This window comes from Bacillus sp. RZ2MS9 (assembly GCF_001816185.2).
In the GTDB taxonomy this organism is placed as follows: Bacteria; Bacillota; Bacilli; order Bacillales; family Bacillaceae_G; genus Bacillus_A; species Bacillus_A cereus.
Genome location: NZ_CP049978.1, coordinates 2,008,786 through 2,029,335, shown reverse-complemented (window position 1 = coordinate 2,029,335; position 20,550 = coordinate 2,008,786). Strand labels below are relative to the sequence as shown.

Below are 20,550 nucleotides of genomic sequence, written 5' to 3'. Positions count from 1 at the left end.
GCTTTACCTCCAACTTTTACGAAGAACGGTATAAATACCGATGCAAATAAGTAGAATGCCACCGCCAAATAATAATATTATTGTTATACTAATTGGCTCTTCATTCATTGTTTCATTACTTGCTACTTCATCTGCACTTTTTCTGACAATGTATTCACTGCTAAACAAACTATTTTTCGTATCTTTAACACTATTATTCTCTTTTGTTTTTGTAAAAAGAGAATCTCGCAAAGCTTCCATATCTTTTTGTTCTTTCTTTTTCTTTTTCTCAATTTCTTCCTCAATATCTTTGTTAAATAACTCAATCGATGCTTTATCTAATTCTGTTTCTTTATGTTCCTTTTTATTTTTTTCTTGGTCGCTTTCTTCAAGTCGATCCACTTTAAACTTAATCTTCCCATCATCACCAAGATAACTGTCAGCCGCGCTCCTTATCGGTAGCGCGACAAACAGTAAAAGGATAGAGAGAAATGATAACTTAGCCACTATGCTCCATTGTTTGATCATTTACTTCTTTTTCCTCCCATTTCTTATGCCATACAAATAGATTACTAACCAATCCAATAATGGCAATTACAAACAATACGACAAAAATAACTTTCCCAGTATCTTTACCACTAATAAAATCATTTAGAAAACTTTCTATATACTGAAGCGGTGAGAATTGACGTATCTTTCCGACAGACGACATTTGATCTACTTTACTTCCAACTGCCTCAGTTAAAAATAGGTACATGCTTAAAAATACTAATAGTATAAACATTCCTACCATTTTTATTTGTCGTAATAAGTAGGTTGAGACCAATACAAACGCCATCATAATAAATGTGATGAACGCAATCCATAGTAAACTTTGATCCTGACCGAACTTTAAAAGACGCCCAGAAATGATACCTATACTAATCCCTTCCACAATTGATATACCGAAAGCTACTACTGTAGTTGGTACATTCATATCAATTAATGAGAATTTCTCTTCAAAATGATCTGATTGCATTCGTTTCTTTTCTTGATTCGCAATTGCGTATGCTGTAAATAATGCAACAATGAAACAAGTTAATACAATTAAGTACGGTGTAAAAGCATTTCCTGCTACAATTACTCCATCATTTTGCTTTTGAACTGGACTAGCTAAAAAGTCATATAGCATCTCATTTTGACGATCTCCAATACGGCTATTCGCTAAAATTTTCGTAAAGTTTTTGGAGAATGATTTATCATCTTCCATTTTCTTCGTAAAGTCATTTAATAATAGATCAGCTTTTGAAACAATTGTCGTTCCGCTGTCTTGAATTTCTTTTGCTTGTCCATTAATTTGATCAAATGTTTTATATACATCGTCTGAAGTTGCTAAACTATGCTTCGAACTTTCGACCAATGACTGACTTTGCATCATTAATGATTTAATACCAGAATCTAACGATAAAATAGCTGTTTGCTCACCGGCATGATTTGTTGTTAATACTTGCTGCTCTTCAACTAGCTTTAAGCTATTCTCACGCCATTTCGCTAAACCTTTTAAATACTCTCCTAAATTTTCATTCATACTAGTTGCTTGTTGCGTCGTTCCATTTAATTTCTCCGCTAGTAGCATAGAATTTTGATCCGCACTAGTAATAGATTGTTGATAAGAGTTTATTTTTTGTTTTAAACCTGACATATCTTGCTTTATTTCTGTAGTAATACTTGATGAAACAAGATTTGAAATTAAATCAATTAAACTTTGTTTATTTAATACGTAGTACAAAGATTGATCCGTCGCAATTGCATCTAAACTTCCCTCTTCTAACTTAGGACCTACATCTTTCGTTCTTAAATCAATCCCATAATACATTTCGTAAAGGCTCATTAAACCTTGATAACTTTCGACTGTATCTACTGCTTCTTTTATTAATACACTAGATATATTTTTTGTTAATACTTCTGCTTTTTGATGTACTACTTGATTCGTTGTACTTTCAGTAACTTTACCGTTATCTGTTCCCGTTTCGCCTCCTGGATTTCCTCCGGTCCCGTTGTCTGTTCCCGTTCCGCCTCCTGGGTTTCCTCCGGTTCCGTTGTCTGTTCCCGTTCCGCCTCCTGGATTTCCTCCGGTTCCGTTGTCTGTTCCCGTTCCGCCTCCTGGGTTTCCTCCGGTTCCGTTGTCTGTTCCCGTTCCGCCTCCTGGGTTTCCTCCGGTTCCGTTGTCTGTTCCCGTTCCGCCTCCTGGGTTTCCTCCGGTTCCGTTGTCTGTTCCCGTTCCGCCTCCTGGGTTTCCTCCGGTTCCGTTGTCTGTTCCCGTTCCGCCTCCTGGGTTTCCTCCGGTTCCGTTGTCTGTTCCCGTTCCGCCTCCTGGGTTTCCTCCGGTTCCGTTATCTTTCCCCGTTCCGCCTCCTGGGTTTCCTCCGGTTCCGTTGTCTGTTCCCGTTCCGCCTCCTGGGTTTCCTCCGGTTCCGTTGTCTGTTCCCGTTCCGCCTCCTGGGTTTCCTCCGGTTCCGTTATCTTTCCCCGTTCCGCCTCCTGGGTTTCCTCCAGTTCCGTTATCTTTCCCTGTTGTGTTTTCCATTTTTTTAATAATAGGGTTTTTAGCATTGTGTACTAACGGCATTATGCCATACTGTGATTTATGAACCACATTTTCCACCTTGCTATTTTCCGTTTGTGTTCCTTTATCTTCTTTGTTAGGTTTTTCTTTTTCAGGTTTATGAGTCCCACTCAATTCCCACTGCCACATTACAGGAGAGAAAACATCTATATTGATGTTTGGATCTTTTAACTTCACATTCAGATTAATTTTTATATCCCCTTCATTACGAGGAGGTATAGTGATTTCTCCGTTTTTCTCCAGAAACATACTTGTGTAATCCACATCATCTATCTTCAAAGCTTCTGTACTTCCATATAGTTCAAACTCTTCCGGAATACTTATCTTCAAAGTTTGTGCAGATTCCATTTTAATTACTTTCGCAGTATCACTAAATGTAATTCCCTCTGTATAAAGTCTATCCTTTACTTCTTTAATAGCGTTTCCTAAAGATATTTTATTTACAGGATCATAATAAAAATTATTTTCTTTATTATATTTTTTTGTAAATTGAATTACATTTTGCAGTTGTAATTTCGTTGTATCTGGCAAATCACTTTGACCGATTTCTTCCATGTTTAAACTAGGTAATTTCGCAATTAAATTCTCGATTTGTTTCTTTATTCGAGCATCTGGTTGTTTCATTAATGTATTTATGAAGATTTCTTGCTTTCCATCATTCGACATAGATTGCTTTAACTTCTTAATTACCGTCTCTTGAATATCACTTTCTAACTTTCCTGCAAGTTCTGTATCATATTCAGATACTTGTTTTTTTACATCTGCTAAATATTTTTGAATCGCTGCAGCATCAGTTAAAATATTTGGTTCTTTCTCTGAAAACGTAAATTGATTTGAAATACTTTTATTAGCTGATTCCAATGCACTTAATTGCTTTAAAGCATCGCCTGTATTCATATCATTCATATATTGATTGAATTGATTTGTGAAATTATTCGCTAACAAATTGTTATCAGTTTGCATTTTTTGAAAGTTATTAAAACCATCTAAATACGTACTGTTAGATTTATTCCCTTCATCTAACGCTTGACCGAAACCTTTTAAAACATCCTGAAATCCTTTGAAACTATTAACAGAAACACCTGTATAATCTTGTACTGTTTTAAATTGATTTGTGTAATTTGCTAACGGACTATGTATATCTTTTTTATACATAGTTGTTTGAACGTTTCCTTTTTCAATTATTTTACCTATATTATCTTGTGCACCTTGTAGCTTACCGATAATACTCGCAAAATAAACGTCGATTATTTGCTTATTGAAATCTTCTAAAATAACAGAAGCTGTATTTTCTGCCTCAGCTTTCAAATCCTTATTCCCAGTTGCATTTACTTTGTAGTTTAACGTTAATTTCTCTGGAATCTCTGAATCAATCGCAACTGCTTTCCTAGAAAAATCATTTGGAATAACAATCATCATATTGTAATTATTATTTTTCAATCCATTTTCCGCTACCCCGCGACTAACTACGTACCATTCTTGTTTCGTATTTTTATTTACATTTTTAACAAATTGATCTCCAAACGCTATTTTATTGCCCTCAAATACAGTGCCCTGATCTTCATTTACCAACGCAACTGTCATTTTTGGTGTAGTATTCTCATTAGCTTTCTTAACATTTTGATTTAATGCTAAATAGGAGACCCCTGTCGATAGTACAAGAGCTAAAATAATAAACAACAAGATGCTCCATTTGAACTTTTTCACTACTTATCACTCCTGCGACTGCGAGTCTATCTAATGAAAGACTTCGTATCTTACTCTAGTTTTAAAGTAATTTAGCCATACAACGTATGGTTGCATGGCTAAATTATATATTTCTTTTTATCTGTCTTATTGTAGACCGAAATTACGAGAAAGATCTTCGTCATGTCTAGCAACAGCTTCTGCAGTTTTATTAAGCTGCATATTAATTTCTTGTAATAGCTGTGCGAAGTTTTGTACTTTTGGCTTTAATTGATTGAACTGTTGGTCAAAACCTTCGAAAGCACGACCTTCCCATTCTCCTCTTAATTCATTTTGTAAGTTTTGTAGTTGACGTAAAATGTCCTCAATTTGATTTGCACCTTGTCCATATCGAGTCGCTTTCGATTTAAGCTCCTCTGGTGACATACGAATTTGTCCTGCCATTATTAAATCCCCCTTAAAATTAAAAAATAGTAAAATTAACCAATAATCAATTCTACAAATTGATTATATCAATAATTTAAAAATTTCTAAACAAAAAAATGATATTTTTCCAAAATTTCTCTTTTACTATAATAACGATATATTGTATAATACTAATTTATTTGTTTTTTAAGCACACTCTATAAATCTACTATAAAATAAAGGCAAACCATCTATTTTATACTTATTCGCTTTAAATTCCAGCGATAAAGTAGCCACTAAATCATTATTTTCTCTTCTCTCATTCAGACTATTCTACTCACTTCAAAGTCATAATTACCTGCCTTTCAACAAACCCAAACTCTTCGTACATCTTTTTTGCAAAATTCCCAGTAAATACATTCAACCTAATTTCTGAATATTTCTCCTTTAATTCCTTAATACCAGCTTCCATCAGTTCACGCGATAATCCTCTCCCGCGATATTCTGGGAAAACGTACAATTCATATATAAATCCAAGTTTTTCACGAGAAAAATAGTCTGTATTTTCCCCTATTAATATCCATCCCATTACTTTATTTGCTTCTTTAATGATTAAATAATACGCTCCTTTTTCTACAATCGGCTTTGTAATTTCAATCGCTTTCTCGGTACTTAATTGACAATTCCCTCTCGTCCCTTCAAAAAGCGATTGAGCCGTATATTTTAATATTTCATTGGTATCTTCTTGATTCGCCTTAATTATCATTTTTCACAACTCCCCTTGAATAATAGGCATTACTATCCCTTGTTCAAGATTCTCCGCTTCCATAACAATTGCCGTTAATCCTTGTTCTGTACTTGTTTCATGGAGCTCTCCCTTCTCCCAAAACACAGCTTGTCCCGCCTCTACCTTTATCTTTTTTTATTTGCCCCACATACATATCCTGCTCCGTCCACAATAAGAAGCAGTTGAGATACAACTGCTTCATGATTACCGATGATTCCATTCTCGTGTAAATGCATAGCACCGATATGTATATTCCCTCTATGGTTTACTATTTTCGACATTATGAAATTAGATTGAAATACTGATATGTGCTTTCCTACTTTTTCACTAAAATCAAAAATTTTCATTGCTAGTCCTCCTTATACATATAAAACCATCCTTACTGTCTGCATCATATGTCCTTCAAAGTCTTCTTCAAATTGCTCTAATTCAGCAAAACCTTTCGCTTCATAAAAGCGTTTTCCTTTTTCATTTGCTGCTTCTACATGTATGTACAATTTACGTATCCCATTTAATTCCTTAATCCCTCTTTGTAATAAAGCACTTCCAATCCCTTTTCCTTGCTGATCTGGTAACAAATAAATCGCACCTAATTCCGCTTCATTTTGTAGTCTAACAGGTGAAAAGTTAGCAAATCCTATTACTTCTCCCTCTTCTTCCGCAACGAATAAATGTGTATTTTTAAGACGATATTTCATTTTTTCATCAGAATATGCCTCGTCTAAAAAACTGTCTTGAATTTCTCTTGGAATAATGCCTTCATATGTATCATGCCAAGCTATTTTTGCTACTGATTGTACAGCGTGAATGTCTTCTTGCTTCATTTCTCTAATTACATATGTCATCTCGATGTCTCCATTCTCTTTAAATTATATTCTGCTAATATACTAGAAGAAACGGCAAAACCATTTTCATAATTCACCTTAATTAATTTTAATTTCTCAATTGAAGCTGTTGTAAAATCAAATTTTTCATAAATATATTCCATTACACTTAAAAACTGCTTTGTATGTAATCTATTTGCAATCGTACAATGCGGAACCCATTTTCCCGGTACGTAATATGAATTTGGATTGTCATGAAAATTTTTAAAATAATCATGATAAGAATGATGAAGTTTTAACAATTCATCGGTAACAGTCGGTGCTAGAAAGACCGTTCCATTAGTAGGAAAAATTCCAACAGAAGGAAAAGTTACTGCGTCCATATTTTCTTGAATAGCTACAAACTCCCCTAGTTTCTCCATATACAAATGAACATCTAACTCATTATAATCCGCAATCGTAATATGAGGTTCTACTCCAGCTAATTGATTTGTTCCCATTATATTCGTTAATTCATTTTGCAGTTCTGTAATTTTATTAGTAAATACACGATCAAATGTAGCAATAATAGCGTACACTCTTTCTCATCCCTTCGTTACACATAGCGCTTCCCATTCTTCACGAATCATTCCCATTCGAATAGAATCATAGTATGTTCCGTTATAATAACGACACTTTCGCATTCTACCTTCTAAGCTCATTCCTATTTTCTCCGCTACTTTCATCATTCGTTCATTGCCAGACCAAGTCGTGATTCCTACTCTACCAATCTCCATTTTTTCAAATAGCAAATCTCTATATAATGTCAATGTTTCTGTACCGTATCCACCATTCCAGTATGTTGGGTCATAAATCACAAGCCCCATCTCTAACCAACGCGTCGGTTTATATTCCCAATAAAACCCGACTGTCCCAATGATTTGACCGTTATTTTCTATAATTAAATTTGACAGTGGTTCTTCTTTCAAACGAGTTTGCATCTTCTCTTTATAGGAAGAGTATTCTTGCATTGAGAACGGGAAATATGGCGCATCCCATTTCTTCCATTCTGGGCTTTCTTCTTTAAATATGATATTCCATAATGTTTTTATATCTGATTCTTCAATTGTACGAATTGTAACTTTCTTCCCCATTAATACAACGTTTTGCATAATTCCCTCCTGCATTCCTCTTTATTTCATATATAATTATAATATTTTTTCAGAAAAATCAAAACTAATATCATTTATTATATTGTATAATTTTGTTATTAGATACCAATTATTGATTTAGAAAGCTGGTGATTCAGTGAATAAACGATTTAGTATTGCTTTATTTCTTACTATTGTTACGACAAATATTATTCTCTATTTCTTCTTACCATTAAGTATTGTTACGAAATGGGACTTTAATGGAACGCCTACATCAACAATGGATAAAAGCACTTTTGTAATCGTAAATATAATTATATGTTCCTTCTTATTCTTTGTATTTTTAGCTTTATCTAAAGCAGCGAGTAACCAAAAATTTCTCCATTGGATCGGCAACACAATGTTACTATTCTTATTTTTTGTCGATATTGTCATCGTCCTCATCGCTCTTGGCTTTTCACTTCCTCTTGATCATTTCATATTTTTAGCATTAGGGCTTTTATTTATATTAATAGGTTATTTCAGTTCCAAAATTGATACGACTAAATCAACCGTTTCATTAGAATGGAATGATAAGCACCTTGAAAAAAGAGCTTCAAATATTAGTAGTATTTCAATGATGATAGCAGGTATTTTTTTAGCGATACTTCCTTTTATCGTTTCTGCTCCCTATAGAGGTTATGCTATACTAGCAATTCTTTTAGGAATGACGCTTATCATTCTGCCGAGTACGATTTATTTACTTATTAAAGACAGCAAGCAATCTACTCCTTTAAAAAAATAGGAGGTTATATCCCTCCTATTTCAGCTTAATGTTTTATTTTTCACTTTTTCTATCTCAACTAAAATCCCTTTCTCTATCCAACCCTCTACGCCATCTTTTTTAATTAAATCATATCCTGAACAGCTATCATCAATGAGAGAAACGATATCTCCCTTCCTAACGCTTATTTGCGCACAAGAAATATCGGTTTTCACTGTATATTCACCTGACTTAAGTTGTTTCATATATTCATTTTTTACAGTGAGCACATTATTCGTTTCCTTTTGTTTACATACGGTGTAATCTTGCATCTTCTCGATAGGCTCTATGTAATAATACGGATATGTCACTCCGCCCTGCATTTCTGAATTCGCATTAAAATCCGCTATTACTTCGTACTCTGGAAAATAGTCTACATATGTATAAGAAAACGTATCGCCCGTTTGTTTCCTCTGAATAATAAATACGTTTAATTGCCCTGCTTCTTTAATTGCATTTCCTCCATCAATTGCAATAATTTTTTTCTCCTTATCAATAACTGGATTATTAGACGGTGCTTCTTCAGAATAGTTCACGACAGGCCAATGACCGACTATTACATACTTATTTGCTTTATGTGATTGATTGAAAAACTCCGGCATTGCTATCGCATTTTTGCGCTCAGTTTCTTTCCAATCTACTCTATCTTCTAGACCGGCATGCACAAAAATATAATCTTCTGTTTCAATCGCTGTTGGCAACTCTGTTAGCCAATATAGTTCTTGTGAAAATTCACTTAACAATGCTTCTTTCACTTCACGAATTGAAGTGCCCTCATGAACTGAAAAACCCAATTGCTCTAGCCATTCATTAAAAATTGAATGCTTCCTCGTACATAAATAATTAATAAGACCAGGATTTTCATTTAGAAGAGCATCAACTAAAACTTCACAATTCCCTTCAACAACGTGAACCTTTGAATTGTTCTTTACAAGATTCATAACGTAGTTTACTACGCCTACGCTATCTCGTCCTTTCTCGCAAAGATCTCCATTAATAATTAAATAATCTTCATCTTTAAAGTTAACTTTATGTAGTGCTTCTTTTAAAAGATTTAATTCTCCATGAATATCAGATATGACAATAACTCTAGCATCATTAGGGATTGATAGTTTCTTTATTTTTTTCAAGTATAAGCGCTCCAATCATCCTCTTTATTAAATTAAAACAATTCGACAAAATACACTATATAACCTTTTCAAATACATATACCATAACTTACAACCTATTTACGGTTCAATAATAACTTAAAAAATAAGAAGAAGCTGTTCCCAACTTTTGCAGGACAGCTTCTTCTTATTTTTTATAATTCTTTATAAAAAGAATAACTCACCTTATCATACCCTTCTCTTTCATAAAAACGATGAGCATCAATTCTTGAAAATGCTGACGTGAGGACGATAGACTCACATCCGTTTTCCTTTCCCCAGTTCTCTATATACGAGAGTAATACTTTCCCATGTCCTTTTGAACGATGTGCTTCTGCTGTTACAAGGTCATATACGAAAACATGTTTCTTATTATAAAAGTTCGTACAAATCGCTACACCTGCAAGGCTAACAACTTCATCATTCTCATTACGCAGCGAAAATAGTTTATAATTTTCTTCTTTCATATTTCGAAATAAAGAGCTTGTTTCCTCTTTTGAAAGTTTCATTCGTAATTGCTGTAAAACAGGTAATACTTCATGTAATTGCTCTTCTGTTACTACTTCTTTAACATTCATTTTTAACTCTCCTCTAACTATTTATTTAATTTTCTAAATGTTATATCATTATTATAGAAAGTAACTGCCCTTCACTTAAGTGACAGTTTAAGTGTTTTTTATAAGGCCAGTTTTAAAGGAGAGTTTTATATGGATTTTACTATCCCATTGCAATTACAAAGTAACACACCTATTTACTTGCAAATTTACGAATATATAAAAGCTGAAATTATACAAGGGACTATTTCTGTCGGCACACGTCTACCCTCACACAGAAATTTAGCATCACAACTTAATATTAGCCGCATTACTGTTGAATCAGCTTATCAACAATTATTAGCTGAAGGTTATGTAGAAAGTAAACCGAAACGTGGTATTTTTGTAGCAAATTTCGATATTGACGTTATCCCAAATAAAAAGCGAAATGCAGCAAAGAAGACGAGCAATTTGATAGACGAAAAATTTGAATATGATTGTAGCCAAGGACTTATTGATCAAAATGCATTTCCGATTACAAATTGGAAACGAGCATTACAAGAATCCATACTTACATACGAAAATGCACTATTTGCCAAAGAAGACCCTCAAGGTGAATTCGCTCTTCGAGAGCATATATCAACATATTTATATCATTCTCGCGGTGTCCATTCTTCACCTGATCAAATTGTGATTGGCGCCGGAACGCAGCCAATTCTCTGGCTACTACTTCAACTGCTTGGCCCTACAAAAGAATACGGCATTGAAAACCCTGGATTTCACCGTATACACGCAATCATTAAAAGCTGTGATAGACAAATTCATCCCATACCATTGGATGAAAAAGGTATTGATATTTCTAGTTTATACAATACAAATTCCAATGTCGCATACGTTACACCATCACACCAATTTCCACTCGGGATTATTATGCCTTTATCTAGAAGATTAGAATTGTTAAAGTGGGCTAATGATTGCAGCGGATACATTATTGAAGATGACTATGATGGAGAGTTTCGCTACGCTGGTAAGCCGATTCCTTCTTTACAAAGTCTTGATTCAAATGAACGCGTTATTTATATGGGGACTTTCTCAAAATCTTTTTTACCTTCTTTACGAATGGGATATGTTGTTTTACCACCACACCTTTTAAAAACATATCAAGAACTGCATGGAATTTTCAAACAAACAGTCGCTACAATACAACAACTTGCTTTTGCTAACTTTATACAAAGCGGGAATTGGGAACGTCACCTTAATCGGAGTCGTACACTATATAAAAGAAAACATCATGCGTTAGTAAAATCCATTATGAAAGAAATGGGGGCTAATGTTCAAATTCTTGGCGAACAGTCCGGACTTCATATTGTTTTATGTGTCCATAACAGTATGAATGAAAATGAACTGATTGAATCCGCTAAAAAACAAAGCGTTAAATTATACCCACTTTCTCCATATGATTTCGTGAATGATTTACGTAAGGAATCATACGTATTACTCGGCTTTGGTAGTATTCCAGAAAATAAAATTGAAACGTTGGCTAGATTATTAAAAGACGCTTGGTTTCCTAGTTGCAAGGAAACTTTTTAACAGTGGATTTAACTTGTAACATGTTAACAATTCAACAAAATAAAAAAGAAGGCTGTTCCAAAATAACTTTTTGGACAGCCTTCTTCTAGTTATTCACCTGACCTAGCTTTCCTTCCCGGACGTTTCACACCAGTCGTTTCTGTTGAATAGGAAGCTTCGATTATAGCGGCTGGATCTACAGAGAGAACGAGATCTTTCATTTTCGGATAAATGAATCGGTTTGTAATGCAATAAATGATTCTCTTATGCTCCCCTAAAAAACCACCTTCTCCATGTAGATACGTAACAGATAGTTGCAATTCTTTCATAAGTAAATCGCCTATTTCTTTATTCTTACCAGAAATAATCATAACGCTCTTACCTTGATTAATACCATCTAATATAAAATCAATCATCTTCGTAACAATATAGAAAATTGCTAATGAGAACATCGCTTGTTCGATTGAAAATAAAATGGCAACAAAGATGAAAATAACTGCATTTACTGCAAGTAAAAATGTACTAATCGGTACATTAAAGTGTTTATTCATCCAAACTGCTAACATTTCCGAACCGTCAATTGCTCCACCCATTTTAACAACAATCCCAACACCAATTCCAAACAGTACTCCACCATAAAGTACAATTAATAACTCAGAAGTCGTAATTGCTGGAAATGGTTTTAAATAAATTAATCCGAGTGTTGTAACTACATTCGCATAAGATGTACGGATAAAAAATTTCTTTCCCATTACTTTTGCAGTAAATAATAAAATTGGGATATTAATTCCTAAGAACACACCATAAAGCGGCAATCCTGCGACTTTATTTGCCATAATAGCAATAGCCGTTACCCCGCCATCTACTAATCCATTAGGTGCTAAAATAAGCTCTAATGAACCTGCTACTATAATTGAGCCAATTGTTAATAATACGTATTCAAATACTTTCTTCATTCATTACCCCCAAAACTTATATATTTTCTTAGTATTATTTTAACGTAATTTTACTACTAATTCAAAGGTATCGATTTATATACACAAAAGTTTCTCCTTTATCGCTATTTTTATGTAACACATGTAACGCGTAATACTAAAAACACACTTACAAATTAAAAGTAAGTGTGTTTTAACATCTATTTAATCTTTACGTACGGCTTCATTTTTAATTTAAATATTTCCTCAACTGCCCTTTGATATCCACCGGCATTTCTAAGCGACTCTCCCACTTTACGACTATTCTCCTTAAACGTCACATCATCCATTACTTTCTTTACAGTCTCACGTAACAATTCAGAAGTTAACTCGTTGCGATTAAGTCTTATTCCTGCCCCTACTTCAGTCAATCGTTTTGCAACGAATGGCTGATCTCCTGTTACCGGAATTACAACTAATGGAACACCGTAATATAACGCTTCACTCGAACTATTCATACCACCATGTGTCACGAATACATCAGCATGCTGTAAAACTTCTAATTGCGGGACATAATTATACAACTTAAAGTTTTTCGGGATATTTTCAAATTGACTTATATTTATCTTCTTACCAACGACTAATACGACTGTCGCATCAACATCTTTAAACGCTTCAAAACATTTTTCATACAAAGCAGGTTGTTCATTAAAAACTGTTCCCATAGAAATGAAAATCACTTTTTCATTTTTTAAATCTTCGGTAGGAAAACTCCCCACTTCTTTTCGAGTAGCAATTGATGGACCTACAAATTTATACGATTCATCAAATACCTCTGAACGTGGCTGATATTCTTTTGAAGTATATACAATCGTAATATCACCAGGATGGTTCATAATATCATACATACTATTACATTTCATTCCATACTGCTTATTCCATCTTTCCATTCCCGCTAAACAAGATTGATATAATGGATCCATTTCATCTACTTGTCTCGATTCTTGCCCATCATGAAAATTAATGTACTGATTAACAGCAAACGTTGTACAGGATGAAACGCTTGGTAATTGTAAAATATTCGCTATAATACGTCCTACTGGAAAATGATTATCATATATTAAATAATCATATTTTTCCTCTTTTGTTTCTTCTACAATTTGAGTAACAATACGCTCTGATGCTTCAATCATATGAGATAGCATCGTCAAAGGGCTCCCACCTTCATTTACTCGTTCCATAATATTAATTTGAGAGAGAAAATTCTCAAACACTCGGAATTCCGCACCTGTTGCTTCAACCTTCTTTCTATAATCTTCAATACAATAAGAAACAACTGTTTCCCCTCGCTGAATTAACTCACTTACAATAGCTAAAGTCGGATTAATATGACCTTCCCCAGGAAAATTTATTACGAGTACATTTGCCATAACATTCTCTCCTATCCAATTAATATAATAAAATTAACAATTAATTATATTAATTAATTTAAGTCTATTATAAATGAATGCATTCTACTTCTTCATGCTTTTCTCTTCATTTTATTATTGAGAAATATTTTCTATAGTCTACATTATTGTGATTCACAATCTTATAAATGAATGCTTAATTTTACTTTTACTCTTCATAGATTTAAAGATACGAGTCTTACATTCAAGTATTACCACCATTATTTTTAGACAATTCATACAAAAATAGAGAAATATAATATTTTTAATGAGTTTTCACTATAAATGTAAGTATGCTGTCTATCTTTTTATCTTTATCCTCATAACACATCATCTGTTATATAATGAATTTATAGAATTTACAGAAAAAAGCACATGCCTTTAAAAGTGGTTACGAAACAATTATGTCTATTCCTCACTTAGAAGAATATAGACAGCCTTATCGTTATTTATACCGACTGTTATCTGTGCAAGGTAATGTGGAATTAAAAAAATGGTTAAGTCACCCATCCTATTTTTAAATACGAATGAGAGGGAATATACAATGGATATTCAGAAAAAGCGTTCTGTAACAGAAAGTGAAATACAGCAAATGAAGGATTTGGCTTATATTTGTGGGCAACAAGACAATCTTGATTACTCTTCAGATTTACATATCAACTTTTTAAAAAATCGAAATGAAGATTATATAAACGATTTTCTTCTTTATAACGGTACTCAATTAATTGGCGCTTTAAATATGTATGATTTCGAAAGACCAACAAAGCTTGAACTAATAGGCTTTGTACATCCTCATTTTAGAAAACAACGTTTCGGAACTATCCTTTTACAAACTGCAATGAAAGAAATACAAAATAGAGAGACAGATGAAGCTCTTCTTATTATTAATGGGGATTCTATTTCTGGGAATGAATTTGTAAAACATATGAAGTTACCATATTTATATAGTGAATATAGTATGGAGTGCAAAACAAACGAAATTCAAAAAACAACAGATAATAATATACAGCTTACTCTTGCACCTTCAGAATCACTTCTTGATCTTATTAAAATTTCTAGTAAAGCTTTTGGTGATTCAGTAGAAAATACGACTACATGGTTACAAAAAATGATGAATTCATCTTCCCATCAAGTTTACAGTGCCTTTATTGCTGGAAAAGTGATAGGAACAATTACAGTTTCTAAACAAGAGCAATCTACTACACTATCAGGATTCGCCGTTCATCCTTCTTATCAAGGTAAAGGATACGGAAAAGATATTCTTTGTAATATAGTACATACCCTTATTACAGAAGGAGTTTCAACAATTGAATTAGACGTCGAAACGAAAAATATCCACGCTTTAAAACTATATACACAATGTGGTTTTGAAATTAAAACGAGGCATGACTATTATAATTTAATGAATTTTTAGGTGAATACATATGTTAACAAAACAATTTATTCTAATTATGATATTTTAGCAGACATCTATAATAAACATTGGGGACATTTTGTTGAATACTCCCATCCAGCCTCGTTTTACAAGATGCTCTTCCCTACTCTCGTATATTAGATCTTTGTTGCGGGACTGGTCATCTCTGCCGGTGATAGTTTAATTTAGTTGAACTAAAAAGTGTGTTTCACAAAGTTTACTCCGTATTACATAACGAGGGTATATTCGCATTTGATATGAATAAAAAAATAAAAAAACTGAATCGAAATGATTCAGTTTTTTCTTAATATATTTACAACTGCAGTTGTTTCGTCATTTTCTTTATAGACACGCGGAATTCTTCTATCTAGCATACATGTAACTTCATAGTTTATTGTACCTAACATATCCGCTATTTCTTCTACTGCGATATTTTCTTCACCTTGTTTACCGTAGAATACTACTTCGTCTCCTACTTGTACTGGCATCGCTTTTGAAACATCCAACATTAACTGATCCATACAAACACGGCCAATAACAGGTACTCGAACCCCATTAATTAACGCATAGCCTTTATTAGATAATTGACGATTATAACCATCAGCATAACCAATTGGTACAGTCGCAATCCATTCTTCACCAGTTGTTACATACGTATTCCCATAACTTACACCACGATTCTTCTTCGCATGTTTAATATGAGCTACTTTTGATTTTAACGACAACGCAGGCTGTAAAGAAACGACTGAATGATCCACTTCTTTTGATGGATACATACCGTACACTCCTATTCCAACGCGTACCATATTTTGAAATGTGTTACTTAATTCCATTGATCCCGCACTATTTGAACTATGAATATATGGTATTTGAATTCCTAATTCTTTCGCTGTATTAACAGCTTTTTCAAATAAACTTGTTTGCATATTCGTATATGATTTATCGATTTCATCTGCCGTAGAGTAATGCGTAAACATCCCTACTACCTCTACATACTCCATACGGTTTAATTCTTCTAAAAATGGTTTAACTTCTTCTTCTTGTAAACCGATACGACTCATTCCTGTATCAATTTTCACTTGAATTTGTACTTTCTTTTGAAGACGGTTTGCAATTTCATTTATACCATGTAAATCTTCTACTCTATAAACAGTCATCATAACGTCATATTGAATTACATCTTCTACAGCCGCTACTGGTGTGTATCCTAAAATTAAAATTGGTACAGTAATTCCTGCTTCTCTTAATTCTATTGCTTCATCTACAAATGCAACTGCAAGTTGATGTATTCCCGCTTCAATTGCAGCTTTGGCAACTTCAACTGCCCCATGGCCATACCCATTCGCTTTTACAGCAGCCATCATCTTAATTTCTTCATCATTTACATGTTTTTTAAATTCTTTTACATTATGTTTTACAGCATTTAAGTCAATTTCTACAATTGTATCTCTTCCATATTTCAAACTCATTGGTCTAACTCCTAACTCAATAATTGCATTCCATTCTATTTCACGTTTCATATGACCTTTTACAATATAATACTTTTCATTATGCTAGTCAAACTACTAGAATTTTCGGAATTTTGAGTATGATATAATATCCTCAAGAAACTATTATATACGGAGACGAGGAGAATTACAATGTTTGTTCAATCTGCATTGCATCAACTAAAAGTTGCTATTGATACTTCTATTTATATGCTTAACCAATATAGTGAAAACGATTTAAAAATACAACCGATTCACTCAAAACGATCATTATTTGAAATGTGTGCACATCTTTCTCTTATTTGTCATGCTGATTTACTCATTTTAAATGGTATTTCAGAAAAAGAATTACATACCTTTTATATAGAACATACACCCGTAACAGTTGCTCACATGCAACAAACGATGATTGAAGGATACAACCTTCTCTCTAAAACATTTCTTTCCTACTCCCAAATAGAATTAGCAAAAGTTATGACTGCCTATTGGGGGATTTCTTATTCGCGCTTTGAATGGTTACTTGAAATCGTTGCACACTTTTATCATCATCGTGGACAAATTCATATTTTATTATGCGAGCATATGAAAGATCCTCGCATTCCTTTATTTGAGTGATTTTCCACTCATTCATTAATTAGCTACAAAACCAATAAAAAGTATCATTCCTAATAAAATAAATGTTTGAGCATAACCTCCTATTTTCATAAGATAAATAGAAATGATAGGTCCTATACTAGTACCTAAAAATAAAATAAAAGTATATTCCCCTTGCTTTCCCTCCTAATTGACCTCCAAGAGAAACTAAAGACGGAACGGATATAGCAATACCTATTACAAAACAGACACTCATCATTACAAGTAGAGATAGATCCGAAACAAAGCCCATTGAACTTAGACTAAAAATAACAATCAACAATCCTCCTTGAAGAACTTTCCTTACTTCAAACCTCTTTGTTAAAAGACCTGCAAGTGGTGACAGCAACATACCAAACAGCCCTGCTAAGCGAAAATAAAGGATTTGTTCTGCAGTTAAATTGTAAGTAGGAGAGCTCAAATAATTCCCTAAAACAGTATACATATTAACAAAAGCCATTATTAAAACAGGATTTTTCACACTGACTAACTATTAGTTTTAAATAATTCGCAACTTCTTTAAGGCATAAGAAATTCCGCCTTCACTCGCCTTCGTTGTAACGAAATCAGCCCTTCTCTTCAACTCCTCTCCACCATTTCCCATCGCAACTCCTAATCCTACATACTGCAACATCTCAATATCATTTCCACCATCGCCAAAAGCAATGGCTTCTAATTTACTAATGTTTAAATGTTCCAATACTTTTTGAATTGCAGTTAGCTTCGATACTTTACTATCTTCCAATACATTTATAACGTAACCATGAAAACGCTCAAACGTAAGTGCTGGATATCTTTCAATGAATTTTTGAGCTTCTGTATCATCAGCATACAGACATATGCAATACATCTCATCTGATAAGTTTCTAACTTTGTCAGGATACCGCTCTAAATTTAAAGTTTCATTTAACGCTCGCATGACACGTTCATCTTTGGAAGCAATATTATTCATTGCAAATTCTTCTGTAAAGTAAGAAACACTGTGACCATGTAATTCAGCAAAATTTGAAATATCATGAACGATTTCGCTTGAAAGTACTGATTTATGTATAACTTCTTTCCCACATTTTATATGTGCACCATTTGCTGAAATAAACGTATTTATACCTAGTTCCTTAAATTGTGAGCATAAACTATACGGTCTTCCAGTTGTAACAACTACGTGAATTCCTTTATCTATTAACCTTCGTATCGCTTCTTTTGTACTTTCGTGCATGCTTCTATCAATCTCACTTAATAACGTACCGTCAACATCGAAAAATACAACTTTGTACATAAGTCTTTACATCCCGTCCAAATGATTCGTATCATTAATGAAATGCACCGTTTTTTGTTCACCCTCAATTTCAATTAAACTTATTCCCGTATCTCCCATTTTGAAATAGTAGTCCATTGAAATTGGCATTTTGAAAAATGCACGTAATAGACTATTAATTACGCCTCCATGGGCAACAATTGCAATTCGATCATATGTATTCTCTATCATAATTTTAGAAAAGATTCCTTCTATTCTCATTCGAAACTCAATAAATGATTCTCCGTTTTCAAAACGGTCATGAAGAAACTTTGGCTCTGGATATTTCTTTGCTTCTTCAAATGATAAGCCTGCTTGCACTCCATTATTAAACTCCATTAATTCCTCTTCTAATTGAATTGGACAACCAATTGCTTCTGCTAATATTTCACCCGTTTCACGAGCGCGTTTTAATGTGCTTGCCCAAATGAAATCTGGCGCAAAATCTTCTTTCACTTTCTGTACAAGTCTTTGTACTTGTTGTCTCCCTTTGTCAGTTAACTCAAAATCAGCTCGACCTTCATGCACATGTAAAATATCAGCTTCTGATTCTCCGTGGCGTATTAGTAGTATTTGCATGTTTCTCTCTCCCTTTATTTAACATTCATAAAATTCCATTATATCACTTTTTAAGATTCGAAAATAAAAAAGGAACGGTCTCCCGTCCCTCATCCATTCACTTTTTCCGCATCATTCCAATAATATTTACTAAACGCTTCTGTTAACACATCAATTGTGTTATATAATTCATCTAACGTATTATCAACACCACCAACTTCAATTAACATCGCATTTTTCGATAAATCTTGATTATAAACGCCATTTCCATCTTTTTTATACTTTGGAAAAATCCCTCTACTTAATCCGTAGTAGTTTTCATCTAAATAACTATTGATGGCTCTTGCAATTTTTTCATTTTCAGCACGGCCTTCATTTTCCATCCCAATTATAAAATATAATCTTGCATACGATTTTCCGTTAATTACTTTTGTTGTTACTTTCTTACGCTGATCGTCACGGTGTATATCAATCGGAAACGCAATTTTATTATTTTGTGCTAATGCTTCTTTTACATATTCATGAGACGCTTTATATGACTGATACCATACCCACTTTTTACTCGCTAATAAATCACCCATATTCGTTTTATCATGAACTACCGGAATTCCTTGTCCTTCAAGTTGCTCTTTCATACGTTTCCCTAGTAAAGACACATTTACATCTGGGCTAGATGGATCAGTTGCCCCTGGTAATAATGGAAAGAAGGATTCCCAGCTATGTGTATGATAAATATATACTGCACTTTCACCTTTTTTCGCTCCGTTCTTTTTCTGAACCGGATTATTCTTTTCCGCTTCTGTAACTTTATCTTTTGCTATTTCCCGTTCTTTCGTTACTTCTTCAATCGGTACACTAGATTCATTTGGGATATTCGTCAAGTTTGTCCCTTCCCCAGCTACGATAATATTAGAATAATACTTTGACATACCAGGTACTTCTTTACCGACGAATGTTCTTAAATCTTTAATTTTCAAATCTGTCGCAATAGAGAACATTAAATTTCCAACTGACTCTCTTTTATTCTTCTTAAAATAATCAAATCCGTAATAGCGATTCTCACTTTCTATCATTTGAACAAAACCTTGCATCGATACTTTTCCAAACCATTGATTTGCATAATTTGATTTCATTGTATGTAAAAATGACGTCAAAATCGACGCTATCATAATTACTATTAGCGCATATAAAAGGAGTAACGAAATCAGTTTCTTCCCATGTATTCGAGTTGCATACTTTTTCACTGCATCACCTTCTTTATACATGGATATGTACAAGCTTTTCGGAATATACGCAAAAAAAGAGAAATGGTATCCCATTTCTCTTCCTCACTT

General features: G+C 33.5%; 20 protein-coding genes and 3 pseudogenes. 6 read left to right on the top strand and 17 right to left on the bottom strand.

Annotation, left to right across the window (positions count from 1 at the left end):
* Positions 1–3: 3 nt before the first annotated feature.
* The 8 genes and pseudogenes from essA to BHV55_RS10460 all read right to left on the bottom strand — a co-directional run bounded on the left by essA (position 4) and on the right by BHV55_RS10460 (position 7,437).
* Entirely contained in the window at positions 4–507 is a 504-nt protein-coding gene (gene essA, locus BHV55_RS10495; protein ID WP_000595658.1) for a type VII secretion protein EssA, read from the bottom strand.
* Positions 479–4,291, bottom strand: a complete 3,813-nt coding sequence (gene esaA, locus BHV55_RS10490) for a type VII secretion protein EsaA (protein ID WP_246874075.1) — start codon at positions 4,289–4,291, stop codon at positions 479–481. The genes essA and esaA overlap by 29 nt, the downstream gene beginning before the upstream one ends.
* A 126-nt stretch (positions 4,292–4,417) precedes the next feature.
* Positions 4,418–4,714: a WXG100 family type VII secretion target gene (locus BHV55_RS10485; RefSeq protein ID WP_000918601.1), complete on the bottom strand. Its 297-nt coding sequence runs from the start codon at positions 4,712–4,714 to the stop codon at positions 4,418–4,420.
* 298 nt (positions 4,715–5,012) lie between these two features.
* Positions 5,013–5,441, bottom strand: a complete 429-nt coding sequence (locus BHV55_RS10480; RefSeq protein WP_070757480.1) for a GNAT family N-acetyltransferase — start codon at positions 5,439–5,441, stop codon at positions 5,013–5,015.
* Positions 5,438–5,809 (bottom strand): annotated as a pseudogene (locus BHV55_RS10475) (cupin). The gene BHV55_RS10480 and the pseudogene BHV55_RS10475 overlap by 4 nt, the downstream one beginning before the upstream one ends.
* Before the next feature lie 12 nt (positions 5,810–5,821).
* A complete protein-coding gene (locus BHV55_RS10470; RefSeq protein WP_000222825.1) occupies positions 5,822–6,307 on the bottom strand; it encodes a GNAT family N-acetyltransferase in 486 nt (161 codons plus the stop codon).
* A complete protein-coding gene (locus tag BHV55_RS10465) occupies positions 6,304–6,864 on the bottom strand; it encodes a 2'-5' RNA ligase family protein (RefSeq protein ID WP_070757482.1) in 561 nt (186 codons plus the stop codon). The genes BHV55_RS10470 and BHV55_RS10465 overlap by 4 nt, the downstream gene beginning before the upstream one ends.
* A 6-nt stretch (positions 6,865–6,870) precedes the next feature.
* Entirely contained in the window at positions 6,871–7,437 is a 567-nt protein-coding gene (locus tag BHV55_RS10460) for a GNAT family N-acetyltransferase (protein WP_070757484.1), read from the bottom strand.
* Between the two features lie 136 nt (positions 7,438–7,573).
* Here BHV55_RS10460 and BHV55_RS10455 point away from each other — a divergent pair, with 136 nt between their 5' ends.
* Positions 7,574–8,200: a DUF1648 domain-containing protein gene (locus BHV55_RS10455; RefSeq protein WP_070757486.1), complete on the top strand. Its 627-nt coding sequence runs from the start codon at positions 7,574–7,576 to the stop codon at positions 8,198–8,200.
* Between the two features lie 20 nt (positions 8,201–8,220).
* On the opposite strand, the gene BHV55_RS10450 is transcribed toward BHV55_RS10455, so the two are convergent.
* Together BHV55_RS10450 and BHV55_RS10445 are read right to left on the bottom strand one after the other, a co-directional pair.
* Positions 8,221–9,348 (bottom strand): metallophosphoesterase, encoded by a 1,128-nt coding sequence (locus tag BHV55_RS10450; RefSeq protein WP_000721385.1) that lies wholly within the window; start codon positions 9,346–9,348, stop codon positions 8,221–8,223.
* A 173-nt stretch (positions 9,349–9,521) separates the two neighbouring features.
* Positions 9,522–9,944, bottom strand: coding sequence for a GNAT family N-acetyltransferase (locus BHV55_RS10445; protein ID WP_001101112.1), 423 nt, complete (start codon positions 9,942–9,944; stop codon positions 9,522–9,524).
* A gap of 129 nt (positions 9,945–10,073) precedes the next feature.
* Between BHV55_RS10445 and pdxR the strand changes: the two genes are divergently transcribed.
* Positions 10,074–11,489 carry a MocR-like pyridoxine biosynthesis transcription factor PdxR gene (gene pdxR / locus BHV55_RS10440; RefSeq protein WP_070757490.1) on the top strand — a complete coding sequence of 472 codons (1,416 nt, stop codon included), beginning with the start codon at positions 10,074–10,076 and terminating at the stop codon, positions 11,487–11,489.
* A gap of 89 nt (positions 11,490–11,578) precedes the next feature.
* On the opposite strand, the gene BHV55_RS10435 is transcribed toward pdxR, so the two are convergent.
* Together BHV55_RS10435 and BHV55_RS10430 are read right to left on the bottom strand one after the other, a co-directional pair.
* Positions 11,579–12,424: a YitT family protein gene (locus BHV55_RS10435; RefSeq protein WP_000755125.1), complete on the bottom strand. Its 846-nt coding sequence runs from the start codon at positions 12,422–12,424 to the stop codon at positions 11,579–11,581.
* Between the two features lie 179 nt (positions 12,425–12,603).
* Positions 12,604–13,812: a macrolide family glycosyltransferase gene (locus BHV55_RS10430; RefSeq protein ID WP_000024467.1), complete on the bottom strand. Its 1,209-nt coding sequence runs from the start codon at positions 13,810–13,812 to the stop codon at positions 12,604–12,606.
* A 380-nt stretch (positions 13,813–14,192) separates the two neighbouring features.
* On the opposite strand from BHV55_RS10430, the pseudogene BHV55_RS10425 reads away from it, so the two are divergent.
* From BHV55_RS10425 to BHV55_RS27425, 3 genes and pseudogenes are all read left to right on the top strand, one after another.
* Positions 14,193–14,351: pseudogene (locus BHV55_RS10425) on the top strand (nitrate reductase); the annotation flags it as partial.
* Positions 14,352–14,374: 23 nt separating this feature from the next.
* A complete protein-coding gene (locus BHV55_RS10420; protein WP_070757492.1) occupies positions 14,375–15,244 on the top strand; it encodes a GNAT family N-acetyltransferase in 870 nt (289 codons plus the stop codon).
* A pseudogene (locus BHV55_RS27425) lies at positions 15,245–15,507 on the top strand (class I SAM-dependent methyltransferase); the annotation flags it as partial.
* Between the two features lie 30 nt (positions 15,508–15,537).
* On the opposite strand, the gene alr reads toward BHV55_RS27425, so the two are convergent.
* Positions 15,538–16,713 (bottom strand): alanine racemase, encoded by a 1,176-nt coding sequence (gene alr / locus BHV55_RS10415; RefSeq protein ID WP_021727885.1) that lies wholly within the window; start codon positions 16,711–16,713, stop codon positions 15,538–15,540.
* 171 nt (positions 16,714–16,884) lie between these two features.
* Between alr and BHV55_RS10410 the strand changes: the two genes are divergently transcribed.
* The gene (locus BHV55_RS10410; RefSeq protein ID WP_000498004.1) at positions 16,885–17,346 is read left to right on the top strand and encodes a DinB family protein; all 462 of its coding nucleotides are present in this window, start codon (positions 16,885–16,887) and stop codon (positions 17,344–17,346) included.
* Positions 17,347–17,464: 118 nt separating this feature from the next.
* Here BHV55_RS10410 and BHV55_RS10405 read toward each other — a convergent pair whose 3' ends face one another.
* The 4 genes from BHV55_RS10405 to spoIIP all read right to left on the bottom strand — a co-directional run bounded on the left by BHV55_RS10405 (position 17,465) and on the right by spoIIP (position 20,535).
* A complete protein-coding gene (locus BHV55_RS10405; RefSeq protein WP_003284084.1) occupies positions 17,465–17,824 on the bottom strand; it encodes an MFS transporter in 360 nt (119 codons plus the stop codon).
* A 39-nt stretch (positions 17,825–17,863) separates the two neighbouring features.
* Positions 17,864–18,640 (bottom strand): Cof-type HAD-IIB family hydrolase, encoded by a 777-nt coding sequence (locus BHV55_RS10400; protein ID WP_000278964.1) that lies wholly within the window; start codon positions 18,638–18,640, stop codon positions 17,864–17,866.
* 6 nt (positions 18,641–18,646) lie between these two features.
* Complete coding sequence (locus BHV55_RS10395) at positions 18,647–19,237, bottom strand: histidine phosphatase family protein (protein ID WP_070757494.1); 591 nt, start codon at positions 19,235–19,237, stop codon at positions 18,647–18,649.
* An 89-nt stretch (positions 19,238–19,326) separates the two neighbouring features.
* Positions 19,327–20,535: a stage II sporulation protein P gene (spoIIP, locus tag BHV55_RS10390; RefSeq protein WP_306418678.1), complete on the bottom strand. Its 1,209-nt coding sequence runs from the start codon at positions 20,533–20,535 to the stop codon at positions 19,327–19,329.
* Between the last annotated feature and the right edge of the window lie 15 nt (positions 20,536–20,550).